This window comes from Streptomyces sp. NPDC052040 (assembly GCF_044548405.1).
In the GTDB taxonomy this organism is placed as follows: domain Bacteria; phylum Actinomycetota; class Actinomycetes; order Streptomycetales; family Streptomycetaceae; genus Streptomyces.
The window spans coordinates 261,177-274,025 of sequence record NZ_JBIUBV010000005.1; the positions used below are offsets into that span (position 1 = coordinate 261,177).

The following is a 12,849-nucleotide window of genomic DNA, read 5'->3' on the forward strand; positions in this document are numbered from 1 at the left end:
GCGGCGCATACTGCCAAATCGTGCCGCCGACGTCCAACCGGCCTGCCGTACAAGGTGTCCGCACGGGCCACAGGAACTTGCCCGCCAACTCCTCACCGATGTTCACTCCTTTGGGTGGGGGGTCAGGTGAAGCGGGACCTCTGCCCACCGGCACTGGGAGGGTCGGGAGCCGTTGTACCGGGTCGACGCCCCAGTTGACGGGCCGTCACCCGGCCATGGGTACACGAGTCAGGAATGCGAGCACCGGTGCAGAAGACGCGGCCTCGGCGCACAGGCAAGCAGACGGCCACCGAACGGGATGTCTCGTCCGAGCCCCTGGGCAGCGGCAGTGGCCGCACCGCCCGTGTGCGCAATCGGCTGGTCGTCGCGGTGGCCGTGGTCGCCGCCGCGATCGCGGGCGCCGGGGCACCGAGCGTCGTCGCCGCCTCCGGGCAGCTGAACGACTCCCAGAACCTGGTGACGCTCGCCGGGCAGACCCAGGACGCCCTGACCCTCGCCCACTCGCTGGCGGACGAGCGCGACGCCGTCACCGCCTATGTGGCCGCGGGGCGGACCGAGTCGAAGGCTCCCGCCGAACAGCAGAGCGCCCGCGTCGACCGCGAGATCCAGGACCTGCGCGCCCAGACGGACCTGCCCGCCGCGCTGCGCAAGGCGCTCGACGACGTGGGCTCGGTGCGCCGGGCCGCGCTCGTCGGGAAGAGCGGCGCCCTCCAGGCCCACCAGGCGTACTCCGCCGTCATCACCGAGCTGCACGGACTCGCCGACGAGCTGGCCCAGAAGATCCCGCCCCGCGCGGGCTCCGGCGCCTATGCGCTCGCCGAGCTGGACAGCGCCGTGCAGCAGGCCGCCGCCGCCCGGGGCCTGTTCCTCGCGGCCCTCGCCGTCCCGCAGTCCGGCGGGGCCGACATCAACCCGGTCACCGGGCTGCCCTCCACCGCCGCCGGTTCCCCGACGGCCGACGACAAGCAGCGCGACGCGCTCACCACCGCTGCCCAGCAGGCCGCCGTGCGCTCCGACGCGGCCCTCGCCGACTTCCACGACACCGCGACGCCGACGGCCAAGACCTCCTACGACTCCACGGTCAACGGCACCGAGGTCAACTCCGCCGAGAAGTACCTGGCCGACCTCACCGACGGGCCCACCCTCTCCGACGACGACCTCCAGCTGAGCAGCAAGAAGGTCGACGCGGCCCTGTCCGCGCGGGTCGAGCTGATGCGCGGTGTCGAGTCCTCGCTCTACGAGAGCCGCAGCAAGGACCTGGCGCAGCTGCGCGACGACGATGTCACCGGCCTGGAGATCAGGATCGCCCTCCTCGGCGTGCTGGTGCTGGTGGCCGTGGGCACCGCCATGGGCATGGCCCGCAGCCTCACCCGCCCGCTGTCCGTGCTGCGCCGAGGCTCGGCGCGAGTGGCCGCGGATCCGGCCGGTCAGGAGCCGGTGAAGTTCACCGGACGCAACGACGAGTTCGCCCAGGTCGTCCGCTCCGTCAACGCCCTGCACGCCCATGCCGTCGCGCTGCACGACCGACTCGGCACCCTGGAGGCCGACCGCAAGCACCTGGTCGGCCAGCGGCAGACGATGGCCGACGAGCGTGCCGCGCTGCGCGCCGAACTCGCCGAGTCCGCCGCCCATCTGGAGCGGGCCCGGCACAGCATCCACTCCACCTTCGTCAATCTCGCGCTGCGCACGCTCGGCCTGGTCGAGCGCCAGCTGACCGTCATCGAGGGCCTGGAGGAGCGCGAGCAGGACCCCGAGCGGCTCGCCACGCTCTTCCGCCTCGACCACTTCGCCACGGTGATGCGCCGGCACAGTGAGAACCTGCTGGTCCTCGCCGGTGCCGAGCATGTGCAGCAGCATGCGGGGCCGGTGCCGCTGGTGGACGTGGTGCGCGCCGCGGTCAGCGAGATCGAGCGGTACGAGCGCGTCCGGATCGCCGCGCTGCCGCCGCACGCGCACATCGCGGGCTTCGTCGCCGACGACCTCTCGCACCTGCTGGCCGAACTGCTGGAGAACGCCGCCTCGTTCTCCCCGCCGGACGTCACCGTCGAGATCTCCGGCTGGCTCCTGGAGAACGGCGAGGTGATGCTCTCCGTCCAGGACGAGGGCATCGGAATGACCGCCGACCGCATGGGCCGCCTCAACGCCCGGCTCGCCGACTTCGACCCGGCCGAGCCGTACGACCAGGAGAGCGGTGAGGGACTGGGGCTCGGGCTCTACGTGGTGGCCCGCCTCGCCCACCGGCACGGGGTCCGGGTCCAGCTGCGCGAGCAGAAGCAGGGCGGTGTCGCGGCGGTCGTCGTCCTGCCCAAGACCCTGCTGGCCGCGGCCCCGGCGGCCGCCGTGCCGCTGTCGGGCATGGGCCCGGTGGCGGGCGGTACGGCGCCGGTCATGCTGCCCGGCGCCGACGCGGAGGCCAACTCCAACGTCCTCAGCAGCCGCCCCCGGATCACTGCCCCGGCTCCCGCCGACGGACGGGACCCCCTGATCGCGGCGGCGGAACAGGCCGTGCACGACCAGGACACCGACGGCACCGGAGCCCCGGCCCCCGCGACCCGGACCCCGGGCACGCTTCCGGGCCCCCGCGAGGAGATGCTTCCCGGCGCCCCCGGAGCGGGCGCGGTGCCGGACCCCGCCGACGTCCGGGGGGTGAACGCCGTACAGGACGGGGACCCCGCCCGCGACGCGGCCGCCGCGCGGGACGCCGTGACCGCCGCGTGGGGCGGAGACCTCGCACGGAACGAGGCCGCCGCCCAGGACGAAGCCGCCGCCGTACGCGACGCGGTGACCGCCGCATGGGACGGGGACGCCGCCCGGAACGACGGCACCGCCCGGAACGACGGCCCCGTACGGAGCGAAGCCGCCGTACGGGACGGAAGCCCCCTGCGGGACATGGGCGTTGCCCGGGACGAAGGCTCCGCGTGGGACTCCGGCGCCGCCCCCGACGCGGGCCCCGCCCGTGGCAGGGGTGGCGTGGGCGACGCCAACGCCGTACGGCAGCAAGCCGCCCCGCACGCCGGAGGCCTGCCCGTGCGGGAACCGGTCGCCGGAGCCACCGGCTTCCCGGGCCGTACCCCCGAGCCCCCCGCCGACCTGCCCGGCCCCGAGACCACGATGGAGCTGCTGCTTCCGTTGTCCCGGACCGAGCAGCCCGCGCCCGGTGCCGGTGACCCCGGCAGTCCGGCGGCAGCCCCGTACACCATCGGCCCCGACGCCCATGAACGCACCGTGGACGAGGCCGAACCCCCCACCGCCCCGGCACCCGGGGCCCCCACTGCTCCGGCATCCGAGGCCCCCAGGCTCACCGCCAAGGGCCTGCCCAAGCGCACCCCGAAGATCTCCGCGCCCGCCCCGGCCCCCCGCCAGCGCGCCGGAGGGGTGGACGCCGAGGCGCTGCGCCGCAGGCTCGGCGGGTTCCACCGCGGTGCCTCGGAGGGCTACCGCCACGCCGAGGCGGAGACCGCCGAGCGGACCGCCGAGAACAGGGCGCCCGCGCACCGCCCCACAGCACCACCTCAGAACGCAGCGCCCGGTGCCGCACCGGGCGTCGACCCGACGGGGGGCACAGTCGAGGAGGCAAGCAGTTGACCGCGCCCAGTACCTTCGGACTGAGCAGTGAGGCCCGCAACCTGCACTGGCTGCTGACGAACCTGGTCGAGGAGGTGCCGGGACTGCTGTCGGTCGCGGTGGTCTCCTCCGACGGCCTGCTGCTGCTCTCGTCCGACCCCGGCCGCAACGCACAGGCCCGCGAGGGCCGCACGGCCCGGCCCGGCGGCCCGAAGGGGTCGTCCGCCGACCTCGCCACCGTGGTCTCCGGCATCGGCAGCCTCACCATCGGGGCCGCCAAGCTGATGGCCTTCGGCGGAGTCCGGCACACCATGGTCGCGATGGACGAAGGCAGTTTGTTTGTCATGTCCATCAGTGACGGCTCGCTGCTCGGTGTGCACGGCTCCGCGGACTGCGACATGAGTGTGGTGGCATACCACATGGCGCTCTTCGTCGGCCGCGCCGGACACGTCCTGACGCCCGAACTCCGCAGCGAACTGCGCAAGTCCCTGGAGGCCGAGTCGGCGGAGAGCACCCGATGAGCAGTGGACCCAAGAAGCTCCCCGTGCGCGGCGGTGACCGCAAACCCGCCCGGGTACGGCCCTATTCGCTCACCGGCGGCCGTACCCGCTTCGGGCACGTGCTGCTCGTGGAGACCTTTGTGGCGGCACTTGAGGCCCCCGAGGAACGGCGTGAACTGACGAATGGTTCACTGGCCACCCGAGTGATGCCCGAGATGCGGGCCATCGTCGAACTCTGCCGCCGTATGCGCACGGTGGCCGAGATCGCGGCACTGCTGAAGATGCCGCTCGGAGTGGTCCGCGTACTCCTCAGTGACCTCGCGGACCAGGGAAAGATCCGTGTATACGGAACCGGTCACGGCCCCGGACAGCCGGACCGCGCTCTGCTGGAAAGGGTGCTGAGTGGACTCCGCCGTCTCTGACGCCGCCCCGGGCGTCTCCCCGCTCCCCGCCGACCTCGTCGAGCAGGAGGACCTCAAAGCCTGGCAGACGGACCGCACGCGCGCCCCGATCGCCACGAAGATCGTGGTGGCGGGCGGCTTCGGCGTCGGCAAGACCACCCTGGTGGCCACCGTCTCGGAGATCCAGCCCCTCCAGACGGAGGCGCTGATGACCGAGGCCAGCGAGGAGACCGACGACCTCACCGCCACCCCGGAGAAGCTCACCACCACGGTGGCCATGGACTTCGGCCGCATCACGCTCGACGACGACCTGGTGCTCTACCTCTTCGGAACGCCGGGCCAGCAGCGGTTCTGGTTCATGTGGGACGACCTGGTGCGCGGTGCGATCGGCGCGGTGGTGCTGGCCGACACCCGCCGTCTGGAGGACTGCTTCCCCGCGCTGGACTACTTCGAGAGCAGCGGGCTGCCGTACATGGTCGCCGTCAACCACTTCGACGACACCGAGCGGTTCGAGCCCGAGGACGTGCGTGAGGCCCTCACCGTCCCCAGACATATACCTGTCATGATCATGGACGCGCGGCGCCGGATCTCGGTGATCGAGACCCTCCTGGCCCTGGTGGGCCACGCGCTCGACGTCACCCCCGAGTAGCCCCGAACAGGAGCACCACCCGCATGCGGAAGATACTCGTCGTCGGAGCCGGTCAGTCCGGCCTCCAGCTCGCCCTCGGCCTCCAGTCGCACGGGTACGAGGTCACCCTGATGTCCAACCGGACCGCGGACGAGATCCGCACCGGCCGGGTCATGTCGACGCAGTGCATGTTCCACACCGCACTCCAGCACGAGCGCGATCTCCAGCTGAACTTCTGGGAGTCCCAGGCCCCGAAGATCCAGGGGCTCGGTGTCTCCGTGGCGGGGCCCGAGTCGCAGCGGGTCATCGACTGGGTGGGCAGGCTGGACGGCTACGCGCAGTCGGTGGACCAGCGCGTGAAGATGGCCGGCTGGATGGAGACCTTCGCACAGCGCGGCGGGCAGCTGGTCATCCACGGCGCGGCGGTCTCCGACCTCGACTACTTCTCCCGCACCTACGACCTGGTGCTGGTGTCGGCGGGCAAGGGCGAACTGGTGTCCATGTTCGGCCGGGACGCCGCGCGCTCCCCCTACAGCGAGCCGCAGCGCGCCCTCGCGGTCGCCTATGTCCACGGCCTGGGCCCCCGCCCGGAGCACCCGGACTACGACGCGGTCCGCTGCAACCTGGTGCCGGGCGTCGGCGAGCTCTTCGTCATGCCGACCCTGACCAACTCCGGCCGCGCGGACATCCTGTTCTGGGAGGGCATACCCGGCGGCCCGCTCGATGTCTTCAAGGGCGTCAAGGACCCCTCGGAGCACCTCTCCCTGACCCTGGAACTCATGGAGCGGTTCACTCCCTGGGAGTACGCGCGGGCCACCAAGGTCGAACTGACCGACGCGGGCGGCACCCTCGCGGGCCGCTACGCCCCCACCGTCCGCAACCCGATCGGCCGCCTCCCCGGCGGCGGACTGGTCCTCGGCGTGGCCGACGTGGTCGTGGCGAACGACCCGATCACCGGCCAGGGCTCCAACTCGGCCGCCAAGTGCGCCGCGAGCTACCTCGACTCGATCCTGGAGCACGGCGACAAGGAGTTCGACGCGGCCTGGATGCAGGCGACGTTCGACCGCTACTGGAACGTCGCCCAGCATGTCACCAAGTGGACGAACGCCATGCTCGGCGTGCCCCCGGAGCACGTCCTGAACCTGATCGGCGCGGCGGGCTCCCTCCCCCCGGTCGCCGACCGCTTCGCCAACGGCTTCAACGACCCGTCCGACTTCGAGAACTTCTTCTACGAGCCGGAGAAGACGGAGGCGTACCTCGACTCGGTGGCGGGCGGTACGGCCGCCTAGCCCGCCCCGGCCCTCACCGGAGCGGGAAGCTCCGGTGGGGGTGTGTCCCGCCCGGTTCCCCGCCCGCTTCCGGGGCCGACGACGGGTCCGGTGACAGGGCGGACGACCGGTCCGGGGACGGGTCCGGTGACAGGGCGGACGACCGGTCCGGGGACGGCCGGTCCGTGCCCGGGGCCCGGGTGCCGGGCGGTCGGCCGGTCTCCGGAACCGGCGCGGGGGACGGGCCGTACGCGCCCGACGACAGAAGCTTCTGCTGCGCGGACTCGGTCCAGCCGCGCTCGTACTCGGAGAGCGCGGCCAGCTGATCCGGGCTCAGGGCGGCGAGCATGCTGTCGATGTCCTTCAGCCGCTGCCGGACGTCGTCACGCTGCTTGCGCTGCCGCTCGGTCAGGGCGAGCTGTCCGTCCAGGGCCGTGCGCGCCGCGCGGGCCAGTGCGTCGGCGTGCCGTTCCGCGGCCGCCAGCCGCCGTGCCGTCCCGGCCCGCTCGCGGCCCAGGCGGGCCAGCACATGGCCCAGGTCGAGGGCGTGCTGCGGATCCTGTGCCATGAGCAGGCGTACATAGGAGCCGATCTCCATGCTGCTGCGGTACTGCTGCCGGGCCAGCAGGCCGACCGCGCGCCGGCTCCTGTCCAGTGCCTGCCGGGTCCGGGCGAGCTGCCCGTCCAGGCGCGCCACTTCGGCCTGCCGTTTCTTCAGCTGCGCGGCCACGGTGTCATACGTCGCGGACGCCTCCTCGGCCTGCCGGTACCGCTCCCGCAGCTCCGTCAGCAGGTCGGAGAGCGGGGGTCCGGACGGCGCCGCCGGGAGGGCGGGGGACGACGGGCCGGGCGAGGGCGAGTCCTGGAGAGCGGGCCCCGGTGACGGGGCGCGGGGCGGCTGCTCGGGGGTGCGTGAGGGGGAGCGGGGCGACGGCTCGGGGGCGCCGGCCGCGGGCGGCACGGGGGCGAGCAGGGCCGAGGCGGTCACCGCCGCCGTGAGCGCCCGGCGGAGCAGCCGCTCCGACATGAGATCACCTCCGGTGCGGGGGTGGCCCTTCCACCTCGTACCGGCAGCATGGGCCGCGCACCGACCGGGCGCGCGCCCGGTGGTCGGACCGGCGCAGGGAGGTCACCCGGTGGTGGTGCCGGGGCCCTTGTCCGGCGTGTCGGCGTCCCCGCTGCGCGGCTTGGACCACGGCCACCGCAGGCGTCCGCCGCGGTCGCCCCCCTCGGGGTCGTAGGCGTACTTCCAGCCGGGGTGGAGGCCGAGCCGTCCGGGCGGCCCCGCCGGGACGCGGCGGTAGACGAGGACGGTCGGCGGGCCCCCGGCCGCGTCCGGGACCGGGACGCGGTACGTCTTCGGCGGATGGCCGGTCGGGCCGAGCAGGACCGGAAGGACGCGCCCGTCCAGGGGGCCGCCCGTGAACGGGGTGTCTTTGCTCTTCACGGCACCAGTGTCCTCCGTGCCGCCGCGGACCGGGGCACGCGGCCCCGGCTCAGAGCAGATGCCCCGCGCCGCCGAGCACCGGCAGGACGGCGCGGGCCAGCGTCCCGGCGGGACCCTCGGGGCTCTCCAGGGCCAGTGCGGCCCGCATGACGGCGGCGGTCTGGGGGTCGCGTCCCGCGGTGGCCACCAGGCACGCCACGAACTGCTCCACGAGCCAGTCCCGCAGCTCCTCGGCAGGCGGCTCCTTGTCCTCGTCCAGCCAGATCAGGGAGGCGGCCTCGACGGCCGTGATCCACATCCGTACCGTCATCCGCAGCCGCGGTCCCGGGTCCTCGGCGCCCATATGGCTGAGAATGTGCTCGGCGGCGGCCCGCCGCACCCCGTCCACGATGGCGGTGGTGCGGGAGGTCTCCACGACACTGCCGCCCTGGAGCAGGGCGCTGAAACCGGCGTCGTGACGGCCGACGAAGGCCAGATAGCGGTCCAGGGCGCGGCTCAGACGGCGGGTGAGCGGGCCCTCCTGGGGCTCGGCGAAGCACAGCTGGAGCTCCTCGGCCGCGGAGCGCAGGGCAGCCTCGTAGAGCTGCTGCTTGCCGCCCGGGAAGTAGCGGTACACCAGCGGGCGGGAGACCCCGGCCGCCTCCGCCACGTCGTCCAGCGAGACCTCCTCGGGCGCGCGATGCGCGAACAGGGCCAGCGCGGCGCCGAGGAGCTGGGTCCGGCGCTCTTCGACACTGAGCCTGCGGTACGCGCGGGTCGTGGCCTCGGAGGTCATGTCCCGCAGCGTAATCGCGTCACCCGGGGAACGGGGGCCGGGCTCCGGGGCGGCCGTCCGGTTGTCGCCCGCCCCGCGTCGCTTTCACGCCAGCAGCCCCGAGGACTTCCACAGCCGCCTGCCGACTCCCCGCAGCACCCCGATGTCGTCGAGGAAGCCGGTCAGCCGCCCGGCACCGGTCTGCATGACCTCCCGGCGGTGGCCACTGGCCCGCACCTGCGCCAGGGCCTCCCGCCGGTCCAGACCCACGTTGGTGAACACATCGGGGTTCACGAAGGCGACCGAAAACACGCGGGCGAACTCGCCGGAGGTGACCCGGGTGAACTCCCTGGACCACCGCGGGGCGGTCAGCATCTGGCGGCGCAGCTCCTCGCGGGCGTAGCGCACATGCCGGGCCTCCTCCACGACATGGATGCGGGTGACCCCGCGGATCAGCGGCTGCACCCGCTCGTCGGGGAAGGTCAGCCGCTGCATCCAGTCCAGGATCTCCTCGCCGAGCAGGGTGGCGGTGAAGGAGCCGGGGGTGGTCGAGACGGTCTTGAACAGGCGTCCGAGTCCCTGGTGGAGCCTGCTGACCGGGTACCAGGGGGTGTCGCCGTGGGTGATCAGCCGGGCGAACATCTTCGAGTGGCGGCACTCGTCCTCGATCTCGGTCAGCGCGTAGCGCACATGCGCGCTGGTGGCCGCCTTGTCGTAGATGTGCCGCACCAGCAGCTGCATCAGGATGATCTCGAACCAGATGCCGAGCGAGGCGAGGGAGGCGGCCTCGTGCCGGGAGAGCAGGATCCGCTGCTCCTCGCCCATCTGCCGCCACAGCGGCGTGTCGTAGAGGGACACCAGCTCCGGCGGCCAGAACCACTTGCCGTCCTCGAAGGGGGTGTCCCAGTCCAGTTCGCTGTCCGGGTCGAAGGAGTGCTTCGCGGCGGAGGCGAGCAGCCGCTCGGCCACCTGTTCCCGGTCCTTGAGCAGGCCGAGCGCATCGCGCAGCACTTCCGCCTCGGTCACGGTCGTCATCGCAGTCCCCACCACGTCGTCGTACGGGCCGCCGTTACCGGCGATCAGGTCTTATGAGACTGCGTGTCAGCAAGGACGTCAATCCCTTGGGCGGGACTTGTTGACATCTCGTCTACCACGGGGATGGGCGGGTGAGTTGTACGGCGCCGGGCCGTACTGGGTGTCGTCGTGCGGTCAGTGGTCAGCGCGCGGCGGGGGAGAGCCCGTTGGATCCCGAGGACGTACCCGACGTACGGGAACCCGGTCCTGCGCCGCGTCCGGCTGCCGGTCCGGAGTCCTGCCCGGGCCCCGGCCGGGAGTCGAGCACGGCCTCCATCACCGCCTTCGCGATCGGTGCCGCGTACCCGGCGCCGCTGATCTCCCCGCGCTCGCCCGCCGCGTCCTCCACCACCACCGCGACCGCCACCGCGGGCTCCGCCGCGCCCTCCGCCTGGGCCCAGGAGATGAACCACGCGTAGGGATTGCCCGAGTTGTCCACGCCGTGCTGCGCGGTGCCCGTCTTGCCGCCCACCATGGCACCCGGGATCGCCGCGGTCCGGCCCGTCCCCTCCTCGACCACGCCCGTCATCATCTCCCGCAGCAGCGCCGCCGTCGCCGGGCTCATCGCCCGGTACCGGGTGTGCGGGGACGCCGTGCCGACCGTCCACCCGGCGCTGGTCGTCGTCTTCTCCACGAGGTACGGCGCCTTCACCGTGCCCCCGTCCGCGACCGCCGCCGCGATCATCGCCATCTGTAGCGGTGTCGCCCTCGTGTCGAACTGCCCGATCGACGACATCGCCAACTGCGCCTGGTCCAGCTTCCGTTCGAAGGTGCTCGGCGCCACCGCGAAGGGGATCCGCAGCGTGGGATCGTTGAAGCCGAAGCTCTCCGCGGCGGCCGTCATCGTCCGCTGCCCCAGCGCCACCCCCAGCTTCGCGAACACCGTGTTGCACGACCACTCGAAGGCGTACCGCAGGGAGGCGTCGGCGCAGCCGTCCGACTCATTGGTCAGCCGGGTCCTCGTACCCGGCAGCAGGTAGGGGTCCGGGGAGGGGGTCGAGTCGTCCGGGTCCCACACCAGCCCCGAGTCCAGTGCCGCCGCGGCCGTCACCACCTTGAAGGTGGAGCCGGGCGGATAGGTCTGCCGGATCGCCCGGTTGAGCATGGGCTGCGCCGCGTCCCCGGTCAGCTTCGCCCAGGCCCGGGAGGCGGTCGCCGAGGTCCCCGACAGCTCCCCGGGGTCGTACGACGGCGTCGAGACCAACGCCAGGATCCGGCCGGTGGACGGCTCGACCGCGGCCACCGCACCCCTCCTCCCGGCCAGGTGCTCGAACGCGGCCCGCTGCGCCGCCTCGTCCAGGGTGGTGACGACGCGGCCGCCCGGCGAGCGCCGGTGCACCAGGTCGTTCCAGAGCGGGAAGAGGGAGAGCGTCGGATCGGTGCCCGCCAGCACCGGGTCCTGCGCGTGCTCCAGCAGGGTCGTCCCGTACCGCTGTGAGGCGAAGCCGGTGACCGGCGCGTACAGCGGGCCGTCCGTGTAGGTGCGTTCGTAGCGGAAGGTGCCGCCCGTGTCCCGGGAGCCGGTCACCGGACGGCCGCCGACCAGGATGTCGCCGCGCGGCCGGCCGTAGCGCTCGATCCCCTTCCGGTGGTTGGCGGGGTTGTCGCCGTAGCGCCCGGACTCGAAGATCTGCACCCGGGTCGCGTTCGCCAGCAGGGCGACCAGCAGCACCGCGCACAGCGCCGCCGCCCTGCGGATGGAGCGGGTGCCCCCCGCGGAGTCCAGGTCCCGGGGCAGGCTCATGGCATCGCCGCCCCGCCGAGGGGGCCGCGCGCCGAGTCGCTGATCCGGATCAGCAGCGCCACGATGATCCAGTTGGTCACCACCGAGGAGCCGCCCTGCGCCAGAAAGGGCATCGCCATACCGGTGAGCGGGATCAGCCCGGTCACCCCGCCCGCGATCACGAACACCTGGAGGGCGACGATCGACGCGAGCCCCACGGCGAGCAGCCGCCCGAACGTGTCCCGCAGCGCGAGCCCCGCCCGGTAGCCGCGCTCCACCAGCAGCGCGTAGACCAGGAAGAGCGCGGACAGGCCCGCGAGCCCCAGTTCCTCGCCCGCCGTGGCCAGGATGAAGTCCGACTTCACGGCGAAGCCGATGAGGACCGAGTGGCCGAGCCCGAGCCCGGTGCCCAGCGCGCCCCCGGCGGCGAACGCGAACAGCGACTGGGCGAGCTGGCCCGCGCCCTGCCCCGCCTCGATCGAGGCGAAGGGGTGCAGCCAGTCCGTGACCCGGCCGTGCACATGCGGTTCGAGGCGGCCCACGGCGAGCGCGCCGAGCACCGCGAGCACCAGCCCCACGGCGATCCAGCCGGTACGGTCCGTGGCGACGTACAGCAGCACCACGAACAGCCCGAAGAACAGCAGCGAGGTGCCGAGGTCCCGCTCCAGCACCAGCACCCCGACACTCAGCAGCCACACCGCCACCACCGGCCCGAGAACCCGCCCGGCGGGCAGCCGCAGCGGGCCCGCGCGCCGCCCGGTCAACGCCAGCGCATGGCGGTTGGCGGCCAGATATCCGGCGAAGAACACCGCCAGCAGCACCTTGGCGAACTCCCCGGGCTGGATGGAGAACCCGGCGATCCGCAGCCAGATCCGGGCGCCGTTCACCGCCGGGAAGAGGATCGGCAGGATGAGCAGCACCAGCGCGGCGACCACGCAGACATAGGTGTAGCGCTGGAGCACCCGGTGGTGGGGGAGCAGCAGGATCACCGCGATGAACAGGGCCACGCCCACCGTCGACCAGTACAGCTGGGCGGGGGCGGCCGGGTCGCCGGGGGTCGCCAGGTCCAGGCGGTAGATCAGCACCAGACCCACCCCGTTGAGCAGCACGGCGATCGGCAGCAGCAGCGGATCGGCGTACGGGGCCCGCAGCCGCACCGCGCCGTGCGCCAGCAGCGCGAGGAGCCCGAGCCCGGCGCCGTAGCCGAGGGTGCCCGGCGGGACCGTGCCGCGGTCGGCGAGACCGACCGCGCAGTAGCCGTAGACGGAGAGCAGGACGGCGAGGACGATCAGCGCGCACTCGATGCCGCGGCGCCGGGGCAGGGGAGGGGCGGAGACGAGCGTGTCCGGCGCCGCCGCGACCGTGCGCGCCGCCCCCGGTTCCCGGGGTCCCCGCGGGCCCTGCGGTCCTCGCGTTCCGGGCTCGATCATGAGCGGAACGTAGCAAGGGGGCGGGCGGCATGTCCCGTTTTAGGGGGTCAATCGGGCTCT

General features: G+C 73.2%; 11 protein-coding genes. 5 read left to right on the forward strand and 6 right to left on the reverse strand.

Annotated elements, in window-relative coordinates:
• Positions 1–246: 246 nt before the first annotated feature.
• From ACIHAA_RS13890 to ACIHAA_RS13910, 5 genes are read left to right on the forward strand one after another with little or no spacing between them, the layout of a single operon-like run.
• Positions 247–3,585, forward strand: a complete 3,339-nt coding sequence (locus tag ACIHAA_RS13890) for a nitrate- and nitrite sensing domain-containing protein (protein ID WP_399816551.1) — start codon at positions 247–249, stop codon at positions 3,583–3,585.
• Positions 3,582–4,085 (forward strand): roadblock/LC7 domain-containing protein, encoded by a 504-nt coding sequence (locus ACIHAA_RS13895; protein WP_399816553.1) that lies wholly within the window; start codon positions 3,582–3,584, stop codon positions 4,083–4,085. Before ACIHAA_RS13890 ends, ACIHAA_RS13895 begins: the two co-directional genes overlap by 4 nt.
• Entirely contained in the window at positions 4,082–4,486 is a 405-nt protein-coding gene (locus ACIHAA_RS13900; protein WP_399816555.1) for a DUF742 domain-containing protein, read from the forward strand. Before ACIHAA_RS13895 ends, ACIHAA_RS13900 begins: the two co-directional genes overlap by 4 nt.
• Entirely contained in the window at positions 4,467–5,114 is a 648-nt protein-coding gene (locus ACIHAA_RS13905) for a GTP-binding protein (protein ID WP_399816557.1), read from the forward strand. The genes ACIHAA_RS13900 and ACIHAA_RS13905 overlap by 20 nt, the downstream gene beginning before the upstream one ends.
• A 23-nt stretch (positions 5,115–5,137) precedes the next feature.
• Positions 5,138–6,382 (forward strand): styrene monooxygenase/indole monooxygenase family protein, encoded by a 1,245-nt coding sequence (locus ACIHAA_RS13910; protein WP_399816558.1) that lies wholly within the window; start codon positions 5,138–5,140, stop codon positions 6,380–6,382.
• Between the two features lie 13 nt (positions 6,383–6,395).
• Here the strand turns inward: ACIHAA_RS13910 and ACIHAA_RS13915 are convergent, their stop codons facing one another.
• From ACIHAA_RS13915 to ACIHAA_RS13940, 6 genes are all read right to left on the reverse strand, one after another.
• Positions 6,396–7,388 carry a coiled-coil domain-containing protein gene (locus ACIHAA_RS13915; RefSeq protein ID WP_399816560.1) on the reverse strand — a complete coding sequence of 331 codons (993 nt, stop codon included), beginning with the start codon at positions 7,386–7,388 and terminating at the stop codon, positions 6,396–6,398.
• Between the two features lie 102 nt (positions 7,389–7,490).
• Positions 7,491–7,808, reverse strand: coding sequence for a hypothetical protein (locus tag ACIHAA_RS13920; protein ID WP_399816562.1), 318 nt, complete (start codon positions 7,806–7,808; stop codon positions 7,491–7,493).
• 49 nt (positions 7,809–7,857) lie between these two features.
• On the reverse strand, positions 7,858–8,583 hold the full coding sequence (locus tag ACIHAA_RS13925; protein ID WP_399816564.1) for a TetR/AcrR family transcriptional regulator: 726 nt from the start codon (positions 8,581–8,583) through the stop codon (positions 7,858–7,860).
• A gap of 84 nt (positions 8,584–8,667) precedes the next feature.
• Positions 8,668–9,597 carry a diiron oxygenase gene (locus ACIHAA_RS13930; protein ID WP_399816566.1) on the reverse strand — a complete coding sequence of 310 codons (930 nt, stop codon included), beginning with the start codon at positions 9,595–9,597 and terminating at the stop codon, positions 8,668–8,670.
• Positions 9,598–9,778: 181 nt separating this feature from the next.
• Complete coding sequence (locus tag ACIHAA_RS13935; protein WP_399816568.1) at positions 9,779–11,380, reverse strand: penicillin-binding transpeptidase domain-containing protein; 1,602 nt, start codon at positions 11,378–11,380, stop codon at positions 9,779–9,781.
• Positions 11,377–12,789: an FtsW/RodA/SpoVE family cell cycle protein gene (locus ACIHAA_RS13940; RefSeq protein ID WP_399816569.1), complete on the reverse strand. Its 1,413-nt coding sequence runs from the start codon at positions 12,787–12,789 to the stop codon at positions 11,377–11,379. Before ACIHAA_RS13940 ends, ACIHAA_RS13935 begins: the two co-directional genes overlap by 4 nt.
• Positions 12,790–12,849: the final 60 nt, after the last annotated feature.